Origin of the sequence: Streptomyces sp. NBC_01485 (assembly GCF_036227125.1) — a bacterium.
GTDB lineage: Bacteria > Actinomycetota > Actinomycetes > Streptomycetales > Streptomycetaceae > Streptomyces.
Map to the genome: position 1 here is coordinate 6,376,333 of NZ_CP109435.1, position 24,829 is coordinate 6,401,161.

Consider the following 24,829-nt stretch of genomic DNA (forward strand, 5'->3'; position numbering starts at 1 on the left):
GAGGAAGCGGGGGCTTCAGGCGGGAAACGGCGCGCCCGTCACGACCGCCGCGAGCCGGGTCCCGCGCGGGAACGCGCCCTCCTCGGCCAGGGCGACAAGGCCGTACAGCGACTTGGCGACATAGAGACGCTCCACGGGCACGCCGTGCCGTCGCTCGAAGTCCTCGGCGAACGCGTCGAGTTCCGGGGGCACGCGCGCGTACCCGCCGAAGTGGAAGCGCTCGTCGAGCCGCCACTCGCCCCGCCGGCCCCCGAAGGCCGCCTCCTGGAGTGCCCGTATCTCCTCGCCCAGGAAGCCGCCCCTGAGGACCGGGATGCCCAGGGCCCGCTGGCCGGGGGCCAGACCGGCGGCCAGGCCCGCGAGAGTGCCGCCGGTGCCGCAGGCGAGGGCGACGACGTCGGCGTGGCCGCGCAGCTCCTCGCCGAGCGCCCGGCAGCCGCGCACCGCCGCCGCGTTGCTGCCGCCCTCGGGGACGACGTACGCGTCCTCCGCGCCGGCCGCGCCCAGAAGCCTCTTCAGCAGCCGCTTCAGCACCTCCGGCTCGGTCTTGCGGCGGTACGTCGAGCGGTCCACGAAGTGCAGGCGCATGCCGTCGGCCGCGCACCTGGCCAGGGACGGGTTCAGCGGCCGGCCGGCCAGTTCGTCGCCGCGCACCACGCCCACCGTGGGCAGCCTCAGAAGCCGGCCGGCGGCGGCCGTGGCCCGCAGATGGTTGGAGTAGGCGCCGCCGAAGGTGAGGAGCGTCCGCCCGGCCGCCCGCTCCAGGTTGGGCGCCAGCTTGCGCCACTTGTTGCCGATCAGCTCCGGATGGATCAGATCGTCCCGCTTCAGCAGCAGCCGCACGCCGTGCCGCCCGAACCGGTCGTCGGCCACTTCCTGGAGGGGTGAGGGGAGGCGGGGGCGCAGGTCGGTCACCCGCCCATTGTCGAACACCGTTCGGTGAAACGTGCCTCTTCCCAGCCCACGATGATCCATTCCCGCTCTTTCGGGTAATAGCAAGACCACACTCCGTGATGGAAGGCTTGCCCGTGTGAACAGTGCACCGGCGCAGTTCGGCGTCCGTGCATGAATCGGGAGGGCATTTCTCATGTCGGTAGGCGAAGAGGTCCGCACGGAGTCGGGCAAGCCGCAGCAGAGTCTTGGCACTGCGGCCGCGCGGAACCTGGCCACCACGACCAAGTCCGCACCGCAGATGCAGGAGATCAGCTCGCGCTGGCTGCTGCGCAATCTGCCCTGGGTGGACGTACAGGGTGGTACTTACCGGGTCAACAGGCGTCTGACGTACGCGGTGGGCGACGGCCGCATCACGTTCGTCAAGACCGGCGACCGAGTCGAGGTCATCCCGGCCGAGCTGGGCGAACTGCCCGCACTGCGCTCCTACGAGGACGAGGAGGTGCTCGGGGAGCTCGCCCAGCGCTGCCGGCAGCGGGAGTTCGGCCCCGGTGAGCTCATCGCCTCCTTCGGCAGCCAGACCGACGAGGTCTACCTGCTGGCGCACGGCCGCGTCGAGAAGGTCGGCACCGGCCCCTACGGCGACGACCAGGTCCTCGGAGTCCTCGCCGACGGGGCGTACTTCGGCGACCAGGCGCTGCTCGACGCGGACGCCATCTGGGAGTACACCGCCCGCGCCCACACCGCCTGCACGGTGCTGATCCTGGCCCGGCAGGACGTCGAGCAGGTCGCGGAGCGCGCCGACTCCCTGCGTGAGCATCTCCAGCAACTGCGCGCGATCCCCGAGCAGCGCACCAACAAGTACGGCGAGAAGGAAGTCGACCTGGCCGCGGGCCACGCCGGCGAGCCGGACATCCCGCACACGTTCGTGGACTACGACGCCCGGCCGCGCGAGTACGAACTGAGCATCGCCCAGACCGTCCTGCGCATCCACTCGCGCGTGGCCGACCTGTACAACCAGCCCATGAACCAGACCGAGCAGCAGTTGCGGCTGACGGTCGAGGCGCTCAAGGAGCGCCAGGAGCACGAGCTCGTCAACAACCGGGAGTTCGGGCTGCTGCACAACTGCGAGTACGACCAGCGCCTCCAGCCGCATGACGGCGTGCCCAGCCCGGACGACCTGGACGAACTGCTCAGCAGGCGGCGCGGCACCAAGATGCTGCTCGCCCACCCGCGCGCGATCTCCGCGATCGGCCGTGAGCTCAACAAGCGCGGGCTCGTCCCCGAGACGATCGACGTCGGCGGCAACCGCATCCCCACCTGGCGCGGCGTGCCGATCTACCCGTGCAACAAGATCCCGGTCACCGAAGCCCGTACCAGCTCGATCATCGCGATGCGTCTGGGCGAGCAGGACCAGGGTGTCATCGGCCTGCGCCAGCCCGGCATCCCGGACGAGATCGAGCCCAGCCTGTCCGTGCGGTTCATGGGCATCAACGAACAGGCCGTCATCAACTACCTGGTCACGGCCTACTACTCGGCCGCGGTCCTGGTGCCGGACGCGCTGGGCGTTCTGGAGAACGTCGAGATCGGCCGCTGGCGGTGACCTCCGCCACCAGGCGGTACCGGGGCGAGGCGCGCGAAAGGCGGAGGTCCATCGGGAGTCAGGGCAACGGCGGTCCGGGGGCGGCCGACGGGCACGAGGCGGCGGTGATCCTGGAGCGGTCGCGGGCGTCGGTCGACCCCGAACTGCGGGCGGCGATCGACTCGTTGCCCGGCTCGATGCGCCGGATCGCGCTCTACCACTTCGGCTGGGAGCACGCGGACGGCACCCCGGCGGCGGGCAACGCGGGCAAGGCGATCCGCCCGGCCCTGGTGCTCGCCGCGGCCGCCGCGCTCGGCGGCCCGGCGGCCCGCGCGGCGGCAGTCCGGGCGGCCGCCGCGGTCGAACTGGTCCACAACTTCACGCTGTTGCACGACGACGTGATGGACCGGGACACCACCCGCCGGCACCGTCCCACCGCCTGGACCGTGTTCGGCGACGCCGACGCGATCCTCGCCGGGGACGCCCTGCAGGCCCTCGCCCTCGGGCTGCTCGCCGGGGATCCGCACCCCGCGTCCGCGGCGGCCGCCGTCCGGGTCGCGGCCTGTGTGGTCGAACTGTGCGCCGGCCAGCAGGCGGACACGGCCATGGAGAAACGCGGCCCCGCCGACATCACCCTGGACGAGGTCCTCGTCATGGCCGAGGCCAAGACGGGCGCGCTGCTCGGCTGCGCCTGCGCCGTGGGCGCGCTGTACGCGGGGGCGGCCGAGGAGGACGTCGAGGCGCTGGACGCGTTCGGCCGGGAGGCCGGGCTCGCCTTCCAGCTCATCGACGACGTCATCGGCATATGGGGCGACCCGCGGCACACCGGCAAGCCGGCCGGCGCGGATCTCGCCGTACGCAAGAAGTCCCTGCCGGTGGTCGCCGCGCTGACCTCCGGCACCCCGGCGGCCGGCGAACTGGCCGAGCTGTACGCGGCGCCCTACGAACCGGCCGACCTGGACCGCACGACGCTGGCCGTCGAGCGGGCGGGCGGACGCGCGTGGGCGCAGGACCAGGCGGCCGACCGCATGTCCCGCGCGATGCACGAGCTGGCCCGCGCCATCCCGGACCCGGAATCGGCAGGCGACCTCCTCTCCCTGGCGGAATTCGTGACACGGCGCAGCAACTAGGGGCAACGAGAAGTGATCAGCGGCAACTGGAAGTAATTGGCGGCGACTAGAGGTAACCAGAGTAACCAGAGGTAACTGGAGGTAGCCAGAGCCCCGCTGAAGTCCCCGGCACCCCCGGCACCCTGCGGCTCCTGACTCCGCAGGTTGCCGGGGGCTTCGACGTCGCCCGCTTCGCCTTCGGCGGCGTGCGCTCCTTCGGCAACGGCGCGGTGGTCCGGACGTACGGCGGAGAACACTGACGCACGGCGGGGGGCGTTCGCGTGCGGGCCGCCCTACCCTGAGGACATGGACAGGGAACAACGCGTCTGCCCCGACTGCGGGCAGCCCGTACAGTCCGTCATCCGGCGTCACAAGACGCTGGGCGCGTGGGTGCCGCGCTGGGTGCCGGGCCCGTGCCACAACCCGGAGTGCGAGGCGTACGTGGAACCGGGCGCCCAGCCCGACGTGCCCGAGCCCGAGGTCTCCCGGCCCGAGGTCCCCGGGTCCGACGTCTCCGAACCCGACGTCTCCGAGCCCGGCCAGGAGCCTGGAACGCCCACCGTCAGGAGCTCGTGACGTCACCGCGTGACGTCACCTCATGGCAGTCGGCCCCACCCGCCCTGCCGCTACGCGTGGCCCCGCGGCAGTCCGCCCGTCTGCGCGTCGCGCCCGGTGAGGCAGTACAGGCCGCCCGCCGGGTCGCGCAGCACCGTCCAGTGGGGGTGGCGGGCGACCAGGACCGCGCCGAGCCGCTCGTGCCGTACGCGCACGGCGTCGACGTCCGCACCGCAGGCCAGGTCGAGATGCGCGGAGGCCGAACCCCGCTCCTCCGGCCGCTCCTCGTCGAGTCGCTGGAGCAGGATGCGGATCGGCGGGCCGGGAGGGGGCTCGACCACGTGGAACTCGGGCCGCGATCCCGGCCGGGCCGACCAGTCGGGCAACAGGCCGCTCCAGAAGGCGACTTCGGCCTCGAACGCCGTCGGCGGGACGTCGAGGCACACCTGGTCGAGGCGGCTGCCGGACACCACGGGCGGCCGTACGGACTCGCCGCGCCACGGCACCGCGCAGAACAACTGCCCGGCGGGGGAACGCAGTACGGCCCAGCCCTCGTGCACGGCGGCCGTCTCCGCCCCCAGCTTCAGTGCCTCCTCGACGAAGCCCGGCACGTCCTCGACGGCGAGGTCGAGATGCGCGCCGCCGACGCCGTCCGCGACCGCCTGGACCTTGACGCAGGCGTCGGCGCCCGCCGCCAGCAGGGTCGCGAACTCCCCGTCCCCGCCCCGGAGTTCGGACAGGTCCGTGTCCGTGACGGCGGTCCAGAAGCCGCAGGCCCGATCGAAGTGCGCGGCGGGCCGGTCGACGAAGGCGTAGGCCCAGCGGACCGGATGAACCAGACGAACCGGAGAAGCCGGAGGCGCGGGACAAGCCTGATGAATCGGACGGGTCATCCGGTTCACGTGGTCCGTTCCATGAAGCGCAGCATGTTGCCCGCCGGGTCCCGGAACGCGCAGTCGCGCACGCCGTACGGCTGGTCCGTCGGCTCCTGGAGCACCTCGACGCCGGCCTCCCGCACGCGCGCGTGCAGCGCGTCGCAGTCGGCGGTGGTGAAGATGACCCCGCGCAGCACGCCCTTGGCGAGCAGCCGGGCCATCGCCTCCCGGTCGGCGGGGGAGAAGTCCGGGTTCGCACCCGGCGGCTCCAGCACGATGTTCACGTCCGGCTGCAGCGGCGACCCGACGGTCACCCACCGCATCCCCTCGAACGACACGTCGTTGCGGACTTCGAGACCGAGCACCTCGACGTAGAAGTGCAGGGCCTTGTCATGGTCGTCGACGGCGACGAAACACTGGTGAAGTTTGAGGTCCATGACGTCAGCCTAGGCACGTCGGCCGTGCCTGGGGCGGGTGTACGTGCGGGCCACGCACGGCGCGATCACCGCGCTCGGCTCGTGCGACCGCGCCCGGTACGCGCTCGGGGTCTCGCCGACCAGCTCGGTGAAGCGGGAGCTGAAGGAGCCGAGCGAGGTGCAGCCGACCGCCATGCAGACCTCCGTCACGGACAGGTCGCCGCGGCGCAGCAGGGTCTTGGCGCGCTCGACGCGGCGGGTCATCAGGTAGCCGTAGGGCGTCTCGCCGTAGGCCTCGCGGAAGCTGCGCTGGAAGTGGCCCGGCGACATCAGCGCGGTGCGCGCGAGGGCGGGGACGTCGAGTGGTTCGGCGTACTCGCGGTCCATCCGGTCGCGTGCCTGCCGCAGCCGTACCAGGTCCTCGAGGGTCATCACGTCAGCATCGCACGATCCTCACCCGGTGGGCGCGGGGACCTGGAGCAGGCTTTGCCTCCAGTTCGCCTGCCGTACGGAAGCGCTTGTTCCCATGAGGGAACGGACCACATCACGTTCCTCGTGGCGGTCGTCATCGTCACGGCCCTGGCCTTCGACTTCACCAACGGATTCCACGACACGGCGAATGCGATGGCCACCTCCATCGCCACCGGCGCGCTCAAGCCGAGAACAGCGGTGCTGATCAGCGGGGCCCTGAACATCGTCGGGGCGTTCCTGTCCACCGAGGTCGCGAAGACGATCTCCGGCGGCATCGTCGACGACACCCTCGTCAGTCCGGGGATGATCTTCGCGGGGCTGGTCGGGGCGATCCTCTGGAACCTGCTGACCTGGCTGGTCGGGCTGCCGTCCAGCTCGTCCCACGCCCTGTTCGGCGGGCTGATCGGCGCGGTGCGGGTCGGTGCGGGCTCGCACGGCGTGCACTTCGACAAGGTGGCCGAGAAGGTGCTGATCCCGGCCGTGGCCTCGCCGCTCGTGGCCGGTGTCGCCGCGGTGTCGCAGAGCGAGCAGCGCACCCGTTTCACGATCCGGCAGATCGACCCCGTACGGCAGTGGAAGCTCAGCCCGATGGACCTCCTTGAACTCCTGCACCAGGTGGACAACTCGGCATCCTGCCGCGTCGCGCAGAAATGCCGGTACGAGCTCAGCGGACTGCTGCCCGCCGCACCGCCCGCCTTCCCGCTCGGCGCCGCGGTCCAGTAGCCGACCTCGGCGGACGGGCCACCGGACACGGGACGCTTGAGCACCACATGCCCCGCCAGCCGCTCATCGTGACCGCGACCCCGGGCCTCCACAACGGCGAGCCCGAAACGATCGCCCGCCTCCCACTCCCGCTGCTGCTCCCGCACCCAACGCGCCGCCCCCACCACGTCATCCACGCCCGAACCGGTCCAGCGCCGCAGGGCGTCGTCGCGGTACAACTCCACCAACTCGTCGGCGTCAGCCGGGTCCCAGGGACGCAGCAGGAGCGCGGGAGCCGAGGGCGTGGCGGGTGTGTGCAGCCGTATGGCGATCATGAGGTTGAGGGGGCGTCGGCCGTACGCCGGGAGGCGGGCATGGTCAGCGGCCTCCCGCCCGGCGCTCGTAGGAGACGGCGTAGGCCTGGCTGCGGAAGGCGAGGACCGGGTCGTCGGAGAGCTCGATGCCGGGAGTGATCCGGGTGGGGTCGTAGACCTGGGCCGCCCAGTGCTCCTGATCCGCGACCGGGGCGGTGACGCGCAGGTGGCCCGCGATGATCTCGGGGCGGTCGGTCGGCCACGGTTTGGTCGGGTCGTCGGTGGGGTCGTCGTCCTGGCCGAGCTGGACGTGGAGTGTGAAGCCGACGGGGCCGTCGGCGAGGCGCTGGACCAGTTCCTCGGCCAGATACTCGGGGTCTTCGTCTGCCGCGTTCTCCACGGTCAGTTCCTGCAGCCCGGCGTCGGGCTCCCAGCGGTAGCGGACCGGGTGCCGCTCACCCTGGGCGTCGACCCAGATGAAGGTGTGGATGGCCCAGTAGAGGGCGGTGCCGTAGCTGACCGGTATCGGCATCCGGCCCGCCTCCCGCAGGCCGAGGGCGGCCGTGGGGTGCGCAGCGGCGTACGCCTGGACTTTGGCCGGGTCGGGGGCCCCGGTGGCGGGGTCCTTCTCGAGGGCGTCGAGGAGTTCCACGAACTGCTCGGGGGTGGCCGCGAAGAACACCGGGAGGTTGACGGAGACGAGGTCGGTAGCGGTGCCGTCCGGCAGCAGAAAGCGCGCCGCGAGGCCGCGGCCGGCCCGGACCCCGTCGGGCACGGTCGGGTTGGTGTTGGAGTTCGAGAAGCGCACGACGACGGGCGTCGGGTCCGACTGGAGATGGTCCGCCGTGGTGAGGGAGGCGGCCTTGCCGGTAGGAGTGAAAGTGGCGTCGAAGCACAGGCCCCGGGCGTGCACGCGCCGGTGGCCGGGGTATGTGCCGCTGACGTGCTCGATGGCGTCGACGGCCGTGCGGGCCAGGGGGGAGGGAGAGCGGTCATCCATGATCGGAGTGTAGACACGGTCGGTCACCCCCAGGCCTGAGGTTGCCGTCGTCGGAGGGGTGAGGCAGCGAGCGAGCCTTCCAACTCTGCCGGATGCGAGGCGGGTTGGCGTGGGGGCCGCTTTCGGGAAGAGGTGAGGCTTCTGGCGGTGGACGTGGCCCCGCCCGTATCTCGGTCAGTGGGGGAGGAGTTCGGCCGGGTGGAGACGGTCGAGCTGCCCGGCACCGTCACCGTCCGCGAACCCGGAAGGGCCAGCGTGCCCAGGGCGGGTCTTCGGACTTGGGCGGTGCGGCTCTCTGCCGGGTGCCTGTCCGGGGGGTGGTCCGCGCAGGAAGGTGACACTTCGGTGTGGGGGTGTCACCTTTTTGCAGCTCACCTACCGGGGACCCGGCGTGCCGGACGGTGACGGTCGGACGCCGAAAGGGGCCGGTCCTGTGGTGGACCGGCCCCTCGTGGCTTTTCCGGGCCGCGGTGGTGCAGCGGGCGCGGATCGGGTGAAGGCTTGGGTGTCAGGCCTTCTTCGTTTCCCAGAAGATCCTGTCGATCTCGGCGATGAGCTCCAGGGCCTTCTCGCCGGTCTTCGGGTCCGTCGACGCCTTGGCGGCCGAGAGGGCCTTCAGGGCGTCGTTGACCAGGACGTGGAGCTCCGGGTACTTCTCGAAGTGCGGGGGCTTGAAGTAGTCGCTCCACAGCACGGAGACGTGGTGCTTCGCCAGCTCGGCGCGCTGCTCCTTGATGACGGTGGCGCGCGCCTGGAAGTGCGGGTCGTCGTTGGCGGCCATCTTTTCCTGGACGGCCTTCACCGACTCCGCCTCGATGCGGGCCTGGGCCGGGTCGTACACACCGCAGGGCAGGTCGCAGTGTGCGCTGACCTTGACCTTGGGGGCAAACAGGCGGGAAAGCATGGAGCATTCCTTCCTCGTGATCGTCTTCTCAGGTGGGACATTACTCCCTGAGGGACGGCTTTTGACGGGTGCCCCCATGGGCTTAGGACAAAAGTCCGGCGTCAGACTGGGACTGGTGGACGAACGGACCGGGGAGGTGCCGGCCATGCCGGAGCTGTCGCAGGAGACCGAGCGGGGGACGGCGGTCACGCCCTTCGGGCTGGCCGAGGTGACCGGGCCGTCCATGGTGCCCACGCTCCACCACGGGGACCAGTTGGTGGTGCAGTACGGGGCCAGGGTGCGACCCGGTGACGTCGTCGTGCTGCGGCATCCGTTCCAGCAGGACCTGCTGGTGGTCAAACGGGCCGTCGAGCGGCGGGACGGGGGGTGGTGGGTGCGCGGGGACAACGCGTACGCCGGAGGGGACAGCACCGACTACGGGGCCGTGCCCGACGAACTGGTCCTCGGCAAGGTGCGGCTGCGCTACCGCCCGCTGAAGCCGGATCAGCGCTCGCCGCTGGCGCTGGTGCGCTGGGCGCTGTCGGCGGCGAGGCCCGTGCCGGCCGTCCGGTCCGCCTCCAGGCGCTTGCGGGCGCGGTAGGCGGCCACGTTGGCGCGGGTCGCGCAGCGGTCGGAGCAGTAGCGCCGGGAGCGGTTCGTGGACGTGTCGAGGTAGGCGTTGCGGCAGGGGCTCGCCTCACAGAGGCCCAGGCGGTCGACGCCGTACTCGGTGAGGTGGAAGGCCAGGCCCATCGCCGCGATGGCCGCGTAGCCCGCCGTCGCGTTCGACGGGTGGTCGGCCAGGTGCATGTGCCACAGCGGGCGGCCGTCGTCGTCGCGGACGTCGTGGCCGGAGATCTGCGGGCTCACCGGGAACTCCAGGAGGAGCGAGTTCAGCAGGTCCACCGCGAGGGTCTCGTCGCCGCCGTCGGCCGCCTCGAAGACCGCGCGCAGCCGGCCCCGGACCGAGCGGAAGCGGGTGACGTCGGCGTCGGCGGCCCGGCGGCCCGCCGACCGGTTGCCGCCGAAGAGGGCGCGGACGGCCTCGACCGAGGTCAGGGAGTCCTTGCCCCGGGCCGGCTCCTCGCTGTTGACGAGACGCACGGCGTAGTCGGAGTAATAGGCCAGTTCCACTTGTAGTCCTTACGGGGGCGCTCTATGGTCGGGGTGCGGGCGAGGTAACAGCCGTTCGTGCTTCCAGGGTATTACCTAGTTACGTGACATACGCGGCGGAGGGGTTGCGATGACGGACACGGGGACGACCACGACCGGTACGGGTACCAGTGCCGGTACCGACTGGGCCGGGTGGCAGCGGAGCTGGGACCGCCAGCAGGAGTGGTACATGCCCGACCGCGAGGAACGCTTCCGGATCATGCTGGACATGGTCGAGGCGCTCGTCGGACCCGCCCCACGGGTCCTCGACCTCGCCTGCGGCACCGGCACCATCACCGCCCGGCTGCTCGCCCGCCTCCCCGGGGCCACCAGCACCGGCGTCGACCTCGATCCGGCGCTCCTCGCCATCGCCGAGGGCACCTTCGCGGGCGACGACCGCGTCACGTTCGTGTCGGCCGACCTCAAGGACCCGCAGTGGCGGGCCCGGCTGCCGTACGACTCCTACGACGCCGTCCTGACCGCCACGGCCCTGCACTGGCTGCACAGCGAACCCCTCGCGGCCCTCTACGGTCAGGTCGCGGAACTCGTCCGCGACGGCGGTGTCTTCATGAACGCGGATCACATGATCGACGACACGACGCCCCGGATCAACGCGGCGGAGCGCGCGCAGCGCCACGCCCGTATGGATCAGGCCAAAGCGGGCGGGGTCCTGGACTGGGCCGAGTGGTGGCAGCTCGCCGCCCAGGACCCGGTCCTCGCCGGTCCCGCCGCCCGCCGCTACGAGATCTACGGCGAACACGCCGACGGCGACATGCCCTCGGCGGCATGGCACGCGCGCGTGCTGAGGGAGAAGGGCTTCGGCGAGGCCCGGGCGGTGTGGGCGTCGCCGTCGGACACGCTGCTTCTCGCGTTGAAGTGACAGACCCCGACCGGCAATGGGAAGGGGCGGTACGGAGACTCCGTACCGCCCCTTCCCACCTGCTGCGGTGCTACAGCACCTTGGACAGGAACGCCTGGGTCCGCTCGTGCTGAGGGTTGGTCAGGACGTCGCGTGGGTTGCCGGATTCGACGACCACGCCGCCGTCCATGAAGACCAGGCTGTCGCCGACCTCGCGGGCGAAGCCCATCTCGTGGGTGACGACGACCATCGTCATGCCGGACTCGGCCAGGTCGCGCATGACGTCGAGGACGTCGCCGACCAGCTCCGGGTCGAGGGCCGAGGTCGGCTCGTCGAAGAGCATCAGCTTCGGGTCCATGGCCAGCGCCCGGGCGATGGCCACCCGCTGCTGCTGGCCGCCGGAGAGCTGCGAGGGGTAGCCGTCGGCCTTGTCGGCCAGGCCCACGCGGTCCAGGAGCTCCTTCGCCCGCTCCTTGGCCTGCGCCCTGCTGACGCCCTTGACCTGGACCGGGGCCTCCATGACGTTGTCCAGCGCCGTCATGTGCGGGAACAGGTTGAACCGCTGGAACACCATGCCGATGTCCCGGCGCTTCAGCGCGACCTCGCTGTCCTTCAGCTCGTACAGCTTGTCGCCCTTCTGGCGGTAGCCGACCAGCTCCCCGTCGACGTACAGGCGGCCGGAGTTGATCTTCTCCAGGTGGTTGATGCACCTGAGGAAGGTCGACTTGCCGGAGCCGGACGGGCCGATGAGGCAGAACACCTCGCCGTTCTTGACCTCCAGGTCGATGCCCTTGAGCACCTGGACCAGGCCGAAGGACTTGTGGACGCCCTCGGCCTTCACCATCGCGGTCATGCCGTGCTCCTCGAGGATCCGAACAGGTTCGCCCTGATCTTCTGGAAGACCGTGGGCGGGAGGCTGCGGCTGCTGCCGCGGGCGTAGTAGCGCTCCAGGTAGTACTGGAAGACGCTGAAGACGCTGGTCATGACCAGGTACCAGATGGAGGCGACGAAGAGCAGCTCCATCACGGCGTACGACGAGGAGCCGATCACCGAGGTGGAGCGCAGCAGTTCGTTGTACGTCACCACGTACACCAGCGACGAGGTCTTCAGCATGTTGATGAACTCGTTGCCGGTCGGCGGCACGATCACCCGCATCGCCTGCGGGATGACGATCCGGCGCAGCGTCTTGGCGTGGCTCATGCCGAGCGCGTGGGACGCCTCCGTCTGGCCCTCGTCGACGGCCAGCAGGCCGGCGCGGCAGATTTCGGCCATGTACGCGGCCTCGTTCAGACCGAGGCCCAGGAGGGCCGCCATGAACGGCGTCATGACGTCCACCATCTCGTCCTTGTAGATCGGACCGAGATTCAGGACGGGGAAGATCAGCGCCAGGTTGAACCACATCAGCAACTGCACATAGACCGGGGTGCCGCGGAAGAACCAGATGTACAGCCACGCGATGGTGCTGGTCACCGGGTTCTTCGACAGCCGCATCACGGCGAGTACGACGCCCAGGACCACGCCGAGCAGCATGGCCAGGATGCTGATCAGCAGGGTGCGGCCGGCGCCCGCGATGACGGTCGGGTCGAACAGCGAGTCCGACACCGCGTGCCACTGGATGTCGCCGTGCGCGAACGCGTTGACGAGCAGCGCGAGGAGCGCGACGACGATCACCGCGCTGACCCAGCGGCCCCAGTGGCGCACCGGGATGGCCTTGATGGCCTCCGGAGGGCCGGAGAACGCGTCCTCCTTGGCGACCGGCGGGGTGTCCTCGGGTGGTGCGCCCCCGGCGCCCTCCGGGGCCTCGGAGGACTTCTCGAGCTTGTCAGTCATGGGGACTGCCCTTCAAAAGGCTTCAAAAGGTGCGGGTGGATCACTTGCCGCCGTTGACCGCGGCAGCCTTGATCGCGCCGCTCTCGGCGCCCCACTTCTCCAGCACCTTCTGGTACGAGCCGTCCTTGATGATCGCGTCGACGGCCTCCTTGAGGACGTCGCGCAGCTGGGTGTTCTTCTTGTCGACGACGATGCCGAACGGGGCGGCCTCGTACTGCTCGCCGACGACCTCGAAGGTCTTGCCGCCGTCGGCCTTGCGGGCCAGGTCCACCGCGACCGGGTAGTCGTTGACGCCGGCCACCGCGCCGCCGGACTTCACGCGGGTCTGGGCCTCGGTGTCGTTGTCGAAGGACTCGATCTTGAGGGCCTGCTTGCCGCCGGCCGTGCAGGTCTTGGACTGCGCCTGCAGGGCCTCCTCGTACGTCGTGCCGCGCTGCACGGCCACCGTCTGGCCGCAGAGGTCCCCGATGGCCTTGATGCCCTTCGGGTTGCCCTTCTTGACGTAGATGGCGGTGCCGGCGGTGAAGTAGTCGACGAAGTCGACGCCCTCGCCCAGCTTCTTGCCCTTGTCGTCCAGGCCTTCCTGGCGCTGCTTGTTGTCCGTGATCGACGACATGGCGACGTCGTAACGGCCGGTGTTGACCGCCGTGATCAGGCCGTCGAAGGAGCCGGAGGTGAACGTGAAGTCGACGCCGAGCTGCTTGCCGAGCGCCGCCGCGATGTCCGGGTCGACACCGACGATCTTGCCGCCCTCCACGGACTCCATCGGGGCGTACTCGGCGTTCGTGCCGACCTTGATGACACCCGCCTTCTGGATGGCGGCCGGCAGCTTGGAGAAGAGGGGCGCCGCGTTGGCGCTGCCGCCGGGCGACTCGGAGGAGCTGCTGCCGCCTTCGGTCTGGTCTCCGCACGCGGTGAGCAGCAGGGCGCCCGCGACCGCGAGGGATCCGACCGCTGCCAGGCGGGTGCGCGCGGCGGCGGTCGGGCGTCGGGTGGAGCTTGCGGTCATGGTGGGTTCCTCCGGCGGATGGATGGAGTTGCCGATGGTTTCGGCACATGCCGATGGGTCGACGAGAACACACACCTTCGGGTGTCGCGACCTCGTGTGATTACGGCATCTTGCCATTCGGACTGCGGCAACCAGGGGGCTGGCCATGTCAAAATCGGATAACGGGCCACCCCCGAACCGCATCAGTCCGGTACATCACGACCGGGCGGAGCCGGACCATCTGCGGGAATCCCCCGTTCCGGCCGAAAGATCTTCGGTTCATCCCGCCATGTGATCGTTTGGGTTCCGCCCCGGACGTCGTCCCGAGTCCGTGTCGGGGGTCCATGTCAAGGGACTCCGGCAGCTTGGCGAGTCTTCGCGCATGAGTCATGTCACTCGTGATCATCTCTGTCGGAGGTCAACAGGCCGAGGGATGTGACCTTGCACGGATCGGACTCGTCGGCTGTGGTCCTCGTCCGGTAAGAAGGTTGTTCAACACCCCTCATCCGGGGCTCAGGGCGCGTGTGCGGCGCGCCCGACGCGCAGCGCCCGTACGCATCACCCTCTGGGCCCTGTGCGATGCCCGCCCACTTCTCAATCAGGAGTGGCCACCCTCAGAAACCATGAACACCTAAGGGGTAAGACACAGTGGCAGCGGAGATCGTCAATCCTCGCAGTGACAGCGCCGACCGAACGGGCCAGGAGGGTGGTGCGGAGCCCCTCGACCCGTTCGACCCGGTGTTCGCGCTGCACCGTGGCGGCAAGATGGCCGTGCAGGCCACCGTCCCGGTCCGCGACAAGGACGACCTGTCCCTCGCTTACACGCCCGGCGTCGCGCGCGTGTGCACCGCGATCGCGGAGCAGCCGGACCTGGTGAACGACTACACCTGGAAGTCGTCCGTCGTCGCCGTCGTGACCGACGGGACGGCCGTCCTCGGGCTCGGGGACATCGGCCCGGAGGCCTCCCTTCCGGTCATGGAGGGCAAGGCCATCCTGTTCAAGCAGTTCGGTGGGGTGGACGCGGTTCCGATCGCGCTCGCCTGCACGGGCGTGGACGAGATCGTCGAGACGGTGGTGCGGCTCGCGCCCTCGTTCGGCGGAGTGAACCTGGAGGACATCTCGGCGCCGCGGTGCTTCGAGATCGAGCGCCGGCTCCAGGACGCGCTCGATATCCCGGTCTTCCACGACGACCAGCACGGCACGGCGATCGTGACGCTGGCGGCGCTGCGCAACGCCGCGCGGCTCAGCGGGCGGGGCATCGGGGAGCTGCGGGCCGTCATCTCGGGCGCCGGCGCGGCGGGTGTCGCCATCGCCAAGATGCTGGTCGAGGCCGGCATCGGGGACGTCGCGGTCAGCGACCGCAAGGGCATCGTCTCGGCGGAGCGGGGGGATCTCACCGACGTCAAGCGTGAGCTGGCCTCCTTCACCAACAAGGCCGGGCTGAGCGGGTCGCTGGAGGACGCGCTCGACGGCGCCGACGTCTTCATCGGCGTCTCCGGCGGTACGGTCCCGGAGGCGGCGGTGGCCTCGATGGCGAAGGGGGCGTTCGTCTTCGCGATGGCCAACCCGAACCCCGAGGTGCACCCGGACGTCGCTCACAAGTACGCGGCGGTCGTCGCCACCGGGCGGTCGGACTTCCCCAACCAGATCAACAACGTGCTGGCGTTCCCGGGGATCTTCGCCGGTGCGCTCCAGGTGCGGGCTTCTCGGATCACCGAGGGGATGAAACTGGCGGCGGCGGAGGCGCTGGCCGGGGTTGTCGGCGAGGATCTGGCCGCCGACTACGTCATTCCCTCGCCGTTCGACGAGCGGGTCGCGCCCGCGGTGACTGCGGCGGTCGCCGCGGCTGCCCGTGCCGAAGGCGTCGCCCGACGCTGACGTGTGTCTGGGATGGCCCCGTCCCTCCGGGCGGGGCCATCGCCCTTTTTTGCCCACCCGCCCGCCCGTTCGGGTGATGACTGGGCGCCGTCCCCGGGGGGCTGCGCCCCCAGACCCCCGCTGTCGGCCCTGAAGGGGCCTCGTCCTCAAACTCCCCCAGAGGGGGGACCCCCCACGGGCTGGAATGTGCGGACCGGTGTTGGAAGGCGACCCCGTCGGGGAAGGCGACCCCGTCGGGGAAAGCACTCCCGCCGGGGAAGGCGACCCCTCCGGGAAGGGCGACCCCAGCGGGTGGGTGGGGGTTCGGGGCGGCATTCGCTCGTCCTCGAACTCCCCCAGAGGGGGGACCCCCAACGGGCTGGATGCAGCGGACCGGCGTCGAGAAGGCACCCCCGCCGGGGAAGGCGACCCCTCCGGGAAGGGCGACCCCAGCGGGTGGGTGGGGGTTCGGGGCGGCATTCGCTCGTCCTCGAACTCCCCCAGAGGGGGGACCCCCAACGGGCTGGATGCAGCGGACCGGCGTCGAGAAGGCACCCCCGCCGGGGAAGGCGACCCCAGCGGGTGGGTCGGGTTCGGGGCGGCAGCCGCTCCTCCTCGAACGCCGGGCGGGCTGAAACGGCCGGGGCATCTATCGTGGGACGCATGTTCGCCGCCTACGCCGCCCGAATCGACCCCGACCAGCCGCTTTCCGGGCTGGAGTTGGGAGAGCGCCCGGCCCCCGAGGTCCGGCCGGGCTGGAGCACTGTCCAGGTCAGGGCCGCCTCCCTCAACCATCACGATCTCTGGTCGCTTCGCGGCGTCGGTCTCCCGGAGGGCCGACTGCCGATGATCCTCGGCTGTGACGCCGCCGGGATCGACGCGGACGGCAACGAGGTCGTCCTGCACTCCGTGATCGGGCAGACCGGGCACGGGGTCGGGCCCGGGGAACCCCGTTCCATCCTCACCGAGCGCTACCAGGGCACCTTCGCCGAGCAGGTCGCCGTGCCGACCTGGAACATTCTGCCCAAGCCCAAGGAGCTCTCCTTCGAGGAGGCCGCCTGTCTGCCCACGGCCTGGCTGACGGCTTACCGGATGCTGTTCACCAACGCGGGGGTGCGTCCCGGCGACTCCGTCCTCGTCCAGGGCGCCGGCGGCGGTGTCGCCACGGCGGCCATCGTGCTGGGCCGGGCGGCCGGGCTGCGCGTCTTCGCCACCAGCAGGGACGAGGCCAAGCGGAAGCGGGCCCTGGAACTCGGCGCCGTCGAGGCGGTGGAGCCCGGTGCGCGGCTGCCGCAACGCGTGGACGCCGTCATCGAGACCGTCGGCGCGGCCACCTGGTCCCACTCGGTGAAGTCCCTGCGGCCCGGCGGCACGCTCGTCATCTCCGGCGCCACGAGCGGTGACCGCCCCTCGCACGCCGAACTCACCCGGATCTTCTTCCTGGAGCTGAAGGTCGTCGGTTCCACCATGGGCACCAAGGACGAGCTGGAGGGCCTGCTCTCCTTCTGCGCCGCCACCGGTGTCCGCCCCGTCATCGACGAGGTGCTGCCGCTCGACCGTGCCCGCGAGGGCTTCGAACGGCTCGCGTCCGGCGACCTGTTCGGCAAGATCGTGCTCACCAACGGCTGACGTCACCCGCAGTCTGATTGTCAACTACGGTTGACATCGCCTCGTTCGTCAACGTAAGTTGACGTCATGACCGAAGCAACGGATCTCGCCGAGCGTGCCGGCGACCGCGATCCACGGGTCGGCCTGCGGGCCGTCGCCGCGCTGCGTCGGCTGCTGGAGCAGTTGGAGGCGGTGCAGGTGCGCAGTGCGCGCAATCAGGGCTGGTCGTGGCAGGAGATCGCCGCGGAACTCGGGGTCAGCAGGCAGGCCGTGCACAAGAAGTACGGGAGGCAGTGATGTTCGAGCGGTTCACGAAGGACGCCCGGGCCGTGGTGCAGGCGGCGGCGGTGCATGCCGAGCGGGCGGGGGCGGAGCGGGTCGAGGAGGCGCATGTGCTGCTCGCCCTGCTCGACCGTGAGGGCAGTCGCGGTTCGTTCGCGCTGGCCTCGCTCGGGCTGCCGCCGGGCGGGCGTGAGGGGGTCGTCCGGGATCTGGGCGAGGTCCGCCGCCGGGGCGGTCTCTCCCGCGCCGACGCGGACGCCCTCTCGGGGCTGGGCATCGACGTCTCGGAGATCGTCTCGCGGGTCGAAGAGGCGCACGGGGAGGGCGCGTTGGCGGCCGAGGGCGGGGGTGGGGGCGAGCGTGGTTCCGGCTCGCGCTTTCTCGGGCGGCGGCCCTTCGATCGAGGGGCCAGGGACCTGCTCACCGACACCCTGCGCATCGCGATGAGCCGCCACGAACGGTCCATCGGCGACGAGCACCTCCTGCTCGCCCTGACCGCCCGCCGCGGCGCCCCCTCGGAGATCCTCGCCGACCACGGCGTCACGTACACCTCTCTCACACGGGTGCTGTACGGCGACGACCGGTCCGGCCCGACGGAGACCGATACCGAGGCCAAGGCCGGCTGAGGGGGCCTGCCCCAACCCCTGGTGGTGTCAGGGCTTCGGGACTCGGAGTATCACCCCGATGTGAGCCGCCGCCATCGACAAGTGGCTGCGGACTTCACGGAGTTGGTCGCCGGTGACGCCGTTGTCGCGGGCCGCGTCGCGGATGTCGTCCCGGAAGCGGTCGAGGAGGCGGTCCAGGTCGCGAGTCGGGTCGCCGCCGGAGCTCTCGTGGGCCCAGGTCGGCTCGTACGCCGCGGGGAAGTCCTCCGGGGTGCTGGAGTACTCCGGAGTGCTGGAGTACTCCGGACGCGCGGTCGCCGTCGGCTCCGCGGAAGCGGAAGAGGCCGACTTCGAGGCCGACTTCGGGGTGGACGTCGTGTCGGTCGTCGGGGTGGACGTCGTGTCGGTCGTCGGGTTGGTCGTCGTGCTGGGGCGGCCGAAGCCGAAGTCGCGGCCGTGCTCCCTGCCGAAGTCCTTGCCGAACTCGCCGAACTCCTTGGCGAGTTCCGTCAGGCCCTCGCGGACGCCGGTCGGCCAATCGCCCCGGGTGAAGTGGTCCTGGACCTGTTCCTGGACCCGGCGCGCGATGCGCTGCACCTCTTCCTGGGCCTGGCTCCGGGCCCGTTCCTGCGCCTCGCTGGCCTGGCGGCGGGCCCGCTGGGCCTCCTCGCGGGCGCGGCGGCTCTCGTCCTTGGCCCGGCGCGCCTGCTCCTTCCACTCCTGCCTGACGCGACGCATCTCCTCCTTGGCGGCGCGCCACGCCTCCTTGTCGCCGTACTCCCCGTACTCGCCGAACTCCCCGCCCGCGCCGGACTGGCCGGGTGCGCCGTGCTCTCCGGTGCCCGGCCGGCTGCCCTGGCGGGCCTGTGAGGCCGCCGCCCGCATCTCGCGCCGCAGATCGCCCGCCGCCCCGCGCACGTCGGCCCGGATCTCCGCGGCCAGTTCGGCGACCGACTCGCGGATCTCCAGCTCCAGGTCGACCAGTTCGCCGCTGCGGTCCGCCAGTTCGGCCCGGCCGGCGTCGGTGATCGCGTACACCTTGCGGCCGCCCTCGGTGGTGTGGGTGACCAGGCCCTCGGCCTCCAGCTTGGCCAGCCGGGGGTACACCGTGCCCGCCGACGGGGCGTACAGGCCCTGGAAGCGTTCTTCGAGGAGGCGGATCACCTCGTAGCCGTGGCGCGGCGCTTCGTCCAGGAGCTTCAGCAGATAGAGGCGGAGACGGCCGTGGGCGAAGACGGGAGGCATGTCAGAGCACCTTCTTGTCGGTCGTCGTCGTGCTGTCGGCCGGGTCGGCGGAGGGGTTCTCGCCGCCCTGGCCGGAAACGGCATTGTCCCCCGAGTCGGAGGGCTGCCCGGAACGCGCCTCCCATGCCTCCCCCGCCTCGTCGGCCACCGGGGGCCTGCGGAGCAGGGCTATCGAGCCGGAGATCGTCGTCGCCTTCAGTTTGCCGTTGCCCGCGCCCAGGCGGCCGGTGATGCGCTTGGCGCCCCACTGGCCGCTGACCCGGAGATCCTCGAACGCGTTGGAGACCGAGCCGCTGGCGGTGTTCGCCTCCACCTGCGCGTCCGCCGGGTGGGGCAGCCGGATGGCGATCTCGCCCGAGACGCTGGTCAGATCGATGCTCGCGGGGCGGCTCGCCGGATCGAGGTCGACGATCATCGACCCGCTCACCGAGTCGGCCTTCACGCAGGAGCCCGCCTCGACCACGGTCAGGTCGCCGGAGACGGAGTTGAAGCGCAGGTCGCCGGTGAGGGCCTGGGCCTCCAGATTCCCGGAGACGGTGTCCGCGCGGACCGGGCCGGCGAGACCCACCAGGGTCGTGTCCCCGTTGACCCCCTTCACCTCGGTGCGGCCGTCGATGCCGGAGATCACCGCCCCGGCGCTCACCACGCCCACCTCCACGCGGGTGCCGGCCGGCACGGCGAGCGAGACGACGGCGCTGCGCCGCCAGCCCTTGCGGTCGAGCCACTTGAGGAAGCCCTTCCAGGGCAGGTCCTCGTACGCCACCGTCAGGTTTCCGTCGCGATGACTCACCACGAGCGGGGGGCCGTCGATCCGGGAGATCTCCAGGCGGGCGGGACCCTCCTCGGTGCCCACCACGTTCACGGTGCCGTCGACGATGCGTACGTGCAGTTCGCTCACGGGCTCGTCGAAGGAAAGCTTCCTCGGCTCGGCGACGGACCATTCGGACATGGTGCGGACCTCCTCCACGACAGTGACACGACACGCCATATCGCGTCTTCCTGAAACACGATATATCGCGGTCGTCGAAAGTCAAGACACACGAAAGGGGGCGTCCTGAGGGGACGCCCCCTTCTGGAACCGCAGAACCGCCGCGGCCCTGCCGGCCTACTCGTCGTCCTCGTCGTCGTCCAGGCGCGCCAGCCACGTCGCCAGGCGCTCCACCGGCACCTCGAAGTCCGGGTTGAGGTCGACGAACGTCCGCAGTTGCTCGGCGAGCCACTCGAAGGTGACCGCCTCCTCGCCGCGCCGCTTCTCGAGTTCCTCGATTCCGCGATCGGTGAAGTACATGGATCGTGCTCCGTGGGTCGGTCGCAGGGATAGGCATCCCGCCTCGGGGGAAGGACCCTTGTTCCTGCGAGGGGAGGGAGAGGTCCGCTCTCCGGTGAGGGAGGGGACAGGAAAAGGATAGGCGCAGGGGGACGGCGTCCCGCGGGCCGCCGGGATCAAGGGGACCGGGCCCCACGGGACTGGGGCGACGGGGACTGGGACGACGGGGGAGTGTCATGAGTGGTGAGGACGTGACGCGCGTGGCGCGCATCGCGCTGCCGGACGGGACGCCCGTGTGGGCGAGGATCTCGGGGGCCGGGGAGCTGGCCGCGCCGTCCGGACGGCTGTCGTACAGCGACACCGGGTTCGCCGAGCGGGTGGAGGCGAGCGTGGAGAGTCTGCACGCGCTCGTCACCGGGGTCGCGCGGTCGCTGGCGGAACCGCTGCGCGCGGTGCGGCCCGACGAGGTGAGCGTCGAGTTCGGCATCGAGCTGACCGCGAAGGCCGGGAAGGTCGTGGGCCTGCTCGCCGACGGCGAGGCCAAGGCCGGCATCACGGTCACCCTCACCTGGAACAGCGGCCCACCGGACCTCGACGCACCCCCGGCTCCCAACGTGCCCCCGGCTCCCGGCGCACCCCCGGGCCCCAGTGCACCCCCGGGCCCCAGCGCACCCATGGACCCCAACGCACCCACAGACCCCAGCGCGCCCCTGGACCCCGACGCGCCCCCGGGCCCCGGCGCATCATCGTCCGGCACCGGTGGCGGGCGACGCGCGGGCGCGTCCCCCGGCGCGCCGATGCACGGGGGCGTCGACGGCACCGCCGGTGGGGGCGGGGCGTGACGGGCGGGCACGCCCCGGGCGCATCGAACACGTTCGATGCGGCCCGCCGTGCGCTGCGTGGACTCGTCGTGGCGGCGACCGTGCGCATTCATCGCCCGGTGGTCGGGTATGCCCTGGAGGAGCCCGGCACGTTCCTCGGGAGCGGCTTCTTCATCGCCCCGAACTGGGTTCTGACCTGCGCACATGTTGCCTGCGGCGGGGAGGGGGGCGAGGTCGCGGTGGTGTACGAGACAGCGCCGGGGCGAGGCACGTCGACCGCGCCCGGCAGGGTGGTGGCGACACTCCCCGACCACGCCGACCACACCGGACGGACCGACCACACCGGCTGGGCCGACGGCCGCGCCGTACCGGTGGCCGGCAACTGGCCGGCCCCGGACCTCGCCCTGGTCCAGTTGACCGAACCCGTCGACGACCACGAGTGCGTGTACGTCTCCGAGCGCCCGGCCGCCTATTACGGCGAGGGCCGGGTGCTGTACGCCGGCTGGACCGAGAACGAGGGCCGCTTACAGGTCATGGACGGCACGCTCACCGTGCAGGGCACCATCGGCGGCTGGTCCTCGGACGTGCAGATGCGGCTGGGCGACAACGACCTGCCGTACGGCGTCTCGGGCGGCCCGGTGATCGACCCCGTGCGCGGCGAGGTGATCGGCGTCCTGAAGGCGCGCTCGGACCACCGGCCCGGCGGCACGTCCACCGGGATCGAGCAGTTGCGCACCCTGCGGGTGCCCGCGGAGACGGTGCCGGCCGAGCACAGCGACCTCTACCAGGCGGTCTTCCACGCGCACGACCGCTACCACCGCGACCGGCAGCGCCACCCGGCCTCCCGGCGTCAGACCTGGACCGACGTACAGGGCAGGCTCGGCGCGCGGCCGGGCCGCACCCTCAGTCCGGACGAGCGGATCCAACTGCTGGGCCGGCTCGCCGAACTCCCGCCGCCCGAGAGCACCCGCGGCCTGCTGGACATCCTCGACTCGCTCCCGGACCTCCAGGCCCCGACGCCGCTGCCCGCACCGCGCGGCTGGCGCGACGGCCTCGGGGCGCTGTACGAGAGCGCGAGTGACGACGGGGCGCTGGAGCTCGTACTCGACTACGCGATGCTGGCGATGTCGGCGCCGCGCCCGTTCGTCGTGCCCAGCACCCCGGACGCGGAGAAGGCGCTGTGGGTGTGGGTGTGGCAGGCCGCGCAGCGGCTCAGCGCCCGCTACCGGGCCGGCCTCGCCGAGCAGCGCGTCGAACGGCTGCGCCAACGGGACGAGGCCGAGCAGCAGGCGGAGCACCGGACCGGGCACGACGCCCCCGACACGGTCTCCGGTACGCCCGGCAAACCCGGCAGGCGCAAGCAGCACCGGCGGCAGCACCGCCGTACCGCGGCCGACGCACGCGCGCGTGCCCGTGCCGTCGGCAGTGCGGCCCGGCCGTCCGCCCTGCTCGAACTGGTGCGGCGCGGCTGGGAGCCGGACCGCTGCGACTGGTCGGTGTCCGTGGCCGCGCCCGGCGGTGAGGCGGTCCGGCTGCACGAGGCCGAGCGCACGCCCCTGGCCGACCTGCCCGCCCACGTCGCCGGCCCGCTCGCGGAGGCCTTCCGGCACTGCGACGAGCCCGGCCGGCCCGCGCTCCTCCAGGTGGCGCTGCCCCACGCGCTGCTCGGCCTGGAGGTGGACACCTGGCAACTCCCCACCGACAACGAGCCGTTGGGCACCCTGCGGCCGGTCGTCGTGCGCTGCGCCGACCGCGACCGGCTGCCCGACGAGGCGTTCGGCGCGTACGACACGACGGCACGCTTCGCCCTGTACGAGAGCGAGAGCGAGGACGAGGACGAAGACGAAGACGAGGCCCGCTCAGAGGACGCCGCCGACGACATGAACGACTCCGACGACGACATGGACGACGTGGACGCGGAGCGCCGCGCCCGCTGGCGCTGGCTGCACGCGCACCGTGCGAAGGCCGAAGTCCTGGACTGCGACGAGGGGTTGCGCAAACCCGTGCCGACCGTGGAGCAGTTGCGCGCCCTGTCGCACGGCACCGTCCCGGTGCTCTGCCGGTACGGCGATCTCCGGTACGAGGACGACGCGGAGGCGCTCGCCCGGATCGTGCTCGGCGGCTACGGCGTGGCGCTGTGGCGCAGGCGGCGCGGCCGGCCCGACGCCGTGTGCGGGGAGTTCCACCGCGGCACGATCGACGAGATCGCCGAACCGCCCAGCGCCCAGCACCTCCCCGAGGCCGTGCACGATCTCCGGATGCGGCTGCGCGCGGGCCGCACCGAGTCCTTCTGGGCGGACGGTGTGGCCCTGCTGTACGACGATCCGCACCAGCCCCTCCCCGGAACCGGCGACCTGCTGGAGGCCCCGTGAACCCGCCCGCCCGCAGGGCTTGTCGGCGGTCTGGGCCCCTTACCCAGGCACCCCAGGATGGATAACGTGATGCACGTTCGGACGGCCGTGGCGGTGGACGAGTGACGAGGACCGGATCATGACCGAATCCAGTGAGTGGCTCATCTACCGAGGCGCCGGCGAACCGCACGACGGTCTGGAGCGGCTGCCCGACCCGCCTCCCTGGCGGGACTTCACCAGCCGTGACGCGGCCGGGTCCGGCGACGGCTCCCAGGACCGCAGGCTCGGCGCGCACCGGCATCTGGCGGAACTGCACCGGCCGGGCGCCGAGGAGCTGGAGATGATCAACGCGGCGCTCTATCTGCGCCGCCCCCTGCTCGTCACGGGCAGCCCCGGCGCGGGCAAGAGCACGCTCGCGCACTCGGTGGCGTACGAACTCGGCCTGGGCAGCGTGCTGCGCTGGTCCGTCGTCAGCCGTTCCGCGCTCCAGGACGGGCTCTACCACTACGACGCGATCGCCCGGCTGCAGGACGTGCAGATCGCCGCGCAGGGCGGGTTCGGGTCGGCGGCGGGTCTGCCGGGCGCGGTCGAGGGCATCGGCAGCTACATCCGGCTGGGCCCGCTCGGCACCGCGCTGCTGCCCTCCGACACCCCGCGCGTGCTGCTCATCGACGAGCTGGACAAGAGCGACATCGACCTGCCCAACGACCTGCTGAACGTCCTGGAGGAGGGCGAGTTCGCGATCCCCGAGCTGGAGCGGATCGCCGACCGGCTGCCGGGCGGCGAGGCGGAGGTGCTGACCGCCGACGGGGTGAAGGTCCGGGTGCGCGACGGCCGGGTGCGCTGCCGCGCCTTCCCGTTCGTGGTGCTCACCAGCAACGGGGAGCGCGACTTCCCGGCCCCGCTGATGCGCCGGTGCATCCACCTGGAGCTGGGGCGCCCCGACCACAACCGGCTCGCCACCTTCGTCCGCGCGCATCTCGGTGCCGAGGCGGCGCGCGCCGGGGACGATCTGATCACCCGGTTCCTGGAGCGCTCGCGCAGTGAACTCCTGGCGGCGGACCAGTTGTTGAACGCGATCTACCTCACCGACGCGGCCGCGCCGCCCAGTCGTGACCGCCTGGCCGACCTGCTCATCCAGCGACTCGACCGCCCGAGGTGAGGGC

The 24,829-nt window shown here is 71.5% G+C and carries 26 protein-coding genes and 1 pseudogene; 13 read left to right on the forward strand and 14 right to left on the reverse strand.

All coding sequences use genetic code 11. The annotated features are described in order from the left end of the window. Positions 1 to 15 precede the first annotated feature (15 nt). On the reverse strand, positions 16 to 975 hold the full coding sequence (locus tag OG352_RS28955; RefSeq protein WP_329220943.1) for a 1-aminocyclopropane-1-carboxylate deaminase/D-cysteine desulfhydrase: 960 nt from the start codon (positions 973 to 975) through the stop codon (positions 16 to 18). 112 nt (positions 976 to 1,087) lie between these two features. On the opposite strand from OG352_RS28955, the gene OG352_RS28960 reads away from it, so the two are divergent. From OG352_RS28960 to OG352_RS28970, 3 genes are all read left to right on the forward strand, one after another. Beyond that, positions 1,088 to 2,494, forward strand: coding sequence for a family 2B encapsulin nanocompartment shell protein (locus OG352_RS28960; protein ID WP_329220945.1), 1,407 nt, complete (start codon positions 1,088 to 1,090; stop codon positions 2,492 to 2,494). A 50-nt stretch (positions 2,495 to 2,544) separates the two neighbouring features. Beyond that, on the forward strand, positions 2,545 to 3,603 hold the full coding sequence (locus OG352_RS28965) for a family 2 encapsulin nanocompartment cargo protein polyprenyl transferase (RefSeq protein WP_329224006.1): 1,059 nt from the start codon (positions 2,545 to 2,547) through the stop codon (positions 3,601 to 3,603). Positions 3,604 to 3,888: 285 nt separating this feature from the next. Next, on the forward strand, positions 3,889 to 4,158 hold the full coding sequence (locus tag OG352_RS28970; RefSeq protein ID WP_329220947.1) for a hypothetical protein: 270 nt from the start codon (positions 3,889 to 3,891) through the stop codon (positions 4,156 to 4,158). Positions 4,159 to 4,208: 50 nt separating this feature from the next. Here the strand turns inward: OG352_RS28970 and OG352_RS28975 are convergent, their stop codons facing one another. From OG352_RS28975 to OG352_RS28985, 3 genes are read right to left on the reverse strand one after another with little or no spacing between them, the layout of a single operon-like run. Then, positions 4,209 to 5,030, reverse strand: coding sequence for a VOC family protein (locus OG352_RS28975; protein WP_329220948.1), 822 nt, complete (start codon positions 5,028 to 5,030; stop codon positions 4,209 to 4,211). A gap of 5 nt (positions 5,031 to 5,035) precedes the next feature. Beyond that, a complete protein-coding gene (locus OG352_RS28980; protein WP_329220950.1) occupies positions 5,036 to 5,449 on the reverse strand; it encodes a VOC family protein in 414 nt (137 codons plus the stop codon). 9 nt (positions 5,450 to 5,458) lie between these two features. Then, positions 5,459 to 5,860, reverse strand: a complete 402-nt coding sequence (locus OG352_RS28985) for a helix-turn-helix transcriptional regulator (RefSeq protein WP_329220952.1) — start codon at positions 5,858 to 5,860, stop codon at positions 5,459 to 5,461. 123 nt (positions 5,861 to 5,983) lie between these two features. Between OG352_RS28985 and OG352_RS40075 the strand changes: the two genes are divergently transcribed. Then, a complete protein-coding gene (locus OG352_RS40075; RefSeq protein WP_443072369.1) occupies positions 5,984 to 6,622 on the forward strand; it encodes an inorganic phosphate transporter in 639 nt (212 codons plus the stop codon). A 32-nt stretch (positions 6,623 to 6,654) separates the two neighbouring features. Here OG352_RS40075 and OG352_RS29000 read toward each other — a convergent pair. The 3 genes and pseudogenes from OG352_RS29000 to sodN all read right to left on the reverse strand — a co-directional run. Next, positions 6,655 to 6,936: pseudogene (locus OG352_RS29000) on the reverse strand (GNAT family N-acetyltransferase); the annotation flags it as partial. 43 nt (positions 6,937 to 6,979) lie between these two features. Continuing rightward, positions 6,980 to 7,915 carry a catalase family peroxidase gene (locus tag OG352_RS29005; RefSeq protein ID WP_329220953.1) on the reverse strand — a complete coding sequence of 312 codons (936 nt, stop codon included), beginning with the start codon at positions 7,913 to 7,915 and terminating at the stop codon, positions 6,980 to 6,982. Positions 7,916 to 8,423: 508 nt separating this feature from the next. After that, positions 8,424 to 8,819, reverse strand: a complete 396-nt coding sequence (gene sodN / locus OG352_RS29010) for a superoxide dismutase, Ni (protein ID WP_329220954.1) — start codon at positions 8,817 to 8,819, stop codon at positions 8,424 to 8,426. Between the two features lie 145 nt (positions 8,820 to 8,964). Between sodN and sodX the strand changes: the two genes are divergently transcribed. Then, positions 8,965 to 9,399, forward strand: a complete 435-nt coding sequence (gene sodX / locus OG352_RS29015; protein WP_329224008.1) for a nickel-type superoxide dismutase maturation protease — start codon at positions 8,965 to 8,967, stop codon at positions 9,397 to 9,399. Here sodX and OG352_RS29020 read toward each other — a convergent pair. Next, a complete protein-coding gene (locus tag OG352_RS29020) occupies positions 9,303 to 9,932 on the reverse strand; it encodes a CGNR zinc finger domain-containing protein (protein WP_329220956.1) in 630 nt (209 codons plus the stop codon). The two genes, sodX and OG352_RS29020, sit on opposite strands and share 97 nt — an antisense overlap. A gap of 109 nt (positions 9,933 to 10,041) precedes the next feature. Here OG352_RS29020 and OG352_RS29025 point away from each other — a divergent pair, with 109 nt between their 5' ends. After that, positions 10,042 to 10,830: a class I SAM-dependent methyltransferase gene (locus OG352_RS29025; RefSeq protein WP_329220958.1), complete on the forward strand. Its 789-nt coding sequence runs from the start codon at positions 10,042 to 10,044 to the stop codon at positions 10,828 to 10,830. A gap of 70 nt (positions 10,831 to 10,900) precedes the next feature. Here the strand turns inward: OG352_RS29025 and OG352_RS29030 are convergent, their stop codons facing one another. From OG352_RS29030 to OG352_RS29040, 3 genes are read right to left on the reverse strand one after another with little or no spacing between them, the layout of a single operon-like run. Beyond that, complete coding sequence (locus OG352_RS29030) at positions 10,901 to 11,662, reverse strand: amino acid ABC transporter ATP-binding protein (protein WP_329220960.1); 762 nt, start codon at positions 11,660 to 11,662, stop codon at positions 10,901 to 10,903. Continuing rightward, a complete protein-coding gene (locus OG352_RS29035) occupies positions 11,659 to 12,639 on the reverse strand; it encodes an amino acid ABC transporter permease (protein ID WP_329220961.1) in 981 nt (326 codons plus the stop codon). The genes OG352_RS29030 and OG352_RS29035 overlap by 4 nt, the downstream gene beginning before the upstream one ends. A 40-nt stretch (positions 12,640 to 12,679) precedes the next feature. Next, entirely contained in the window at positions 12,680 to 13,648 is a 969-nt protein-coding gene (locus OG352_RS29040; protein WP_329220962.1) for an ABC transporter substrate-binding protein, read from the reverse strand. Positions 13,649 to 14,275: 627 nt separating this feature from the next. Here OG352_RS29040 and OG352_RS29045 point away from each other — a divergent pair. The 4 genes from OG352_RS29045 to OG352_RS29060 all read left to right on the forward strand — a co-directional run bounded on the left by OG352_RS29045 (position 14,276) and on the right by OG352_RS29060 (position 18,000). After that, the gene (locus OG352_RS29045) at positions 14,276 to 15,505 is read left to right on the forward strand and encodes an NAD(P)-dependent malic enzyme (protein ID WP_329220964.1); all 1,230 of its coding nucleotides are present in this window, start codon (positions 14,276 to 14,278) and stop codon (positions 15,503 to 15,505) included. 642 nt (positions 15,506 to 16,147) lie between these two features. After that, on the forward strand, positions 16,148 to 17,113 hold the full coding sequence (locus OG352_RS29050; protein ID WP_329220965.1) for a zinc-binding dehydrogenase: 966 nt from the start codon (positions 16,148 to 16,150) through the stop codon (positions 17,111 to 17,113). A gap of 66 nt (positions 17,114 to 17,179) precedes the next feature. Then, positions 17,180 to 17,389 carry a helix-turn-helix domain-containing protein gene (locus tag OG352_RS29055; RefSeq protein WP_018571396.1) on the forward strand — a complete coding sequence of 70 codons (210 nt, stop codon included), beginning with the start codon at positions 17,180 to 17,182 and terminating at the stop codon, positions 17,387 to 17,389. Continuing rightward, positions 17,389 to 18,000, forward strand: a complete 612-nt coding sequence (locus tag OG352_RS29060; RefSeq protein ID WP_329220967.1) for a Clp protease N-terminal domain-containing protein — start codon at positions 17,389 to 17,391, stop codon at positions 17,998 to 18,000. Before OG352_RS29055 ends, OG352_RS29060 begins: the two co-directional genes overlap by 1 nt. Positions 18,001 to 18,027: 27 nt before the next feature. Here the strand turns inward: OG352_RS29060 and OG352_RS29065 are convergent, their stop codons facing one another. The 3 genes from OG352_RS29065 to OG352_RS29075 form a co-directional block, all read right to left on the reverse strand. Continuing rightward, entirely contained in the window at positions 18,028 to 19,224 is a 1,197-nt protein-coding gene (locus OG352_RS29065) for a PadR family transcriptional regulator (RefSeq protein WP_329220968.1), read from the reverse strand. Between the two features lies 1 nt (position 19,225). Then, positions 19,226 to 20,173, reverse strand: coding sequence for a DUF4097 family beta strand repeat-containing protein (locus OG352_RS29070; protein WP_329220969.1), 948 nt, complete (start codon positions 20,171 to 20,173; stop codon positions 19,226 to 19,228). 156 nt (positions 20,174 to 20,329) lie between these two features. Beyond that, the gene (locus OG352_RS29075; RefSeq protein ID WP_329220970.1) at positions 20,330 to 20,512 is read right to left on the reverse strand and encodes a DUF6104 family protein; all 183 of its coding nucleotides are present in this window, start codon (positions 20,510 to 20,512) and stop codon (positions 20,330 to 20,332) included. 215 nt (positions 20,513 to 20,727) lie between these two features. Here OG352_RS29075 and OG352_RS29080 point away from each other — a divergent pair, with 215 nt between their 5' ends. From OG352_RS29080 to OG352_RS29090, 3 genes are all read left to right on the forward strand, one after another. After that, positions 20,728 to 21,333, forward strand: coding sequence for a CU044_2847 family protein (locus OG352_RS29080; protein WP_329220972.1), 606 nt, complete (start codon positions 20,728 to 20,730; stop codon positions 21,331 to 21,333). Between the two features lie 68 nt (positions 21,334 to 21,401). Beyond that, positions 21,402 to 23,684 carry a VMAP-C domain-containing protein gene (locus OG352_RS29085; protein WP_329220973.1) on the forward strand — a complete coding sequence of 761 codons (2,283 nt, stop codon included), beginning with the start codon at positions 21,402 to 21,404 and terminating at the stop codon, positions 23,682 to 23,684. Between the two features lie 118 nt (positions 23,685 to 23,802). After that, positions 23,803 to 24,825 carry an AAA family ATPase gene (locus OG352_RS29090; RefSeq protein WP_329220974.1) on the forward strand — a complete coding sequence of 341 codons (1,023 nt, stop codon included), beginning with the start codon at positions 23,803 to 23,805 and terminating at the stop codon, positions 24,823 to 24,825. The last annotated feature ends 4 nt before the right edge of the window (positions 24,826 to 24,829 follow it).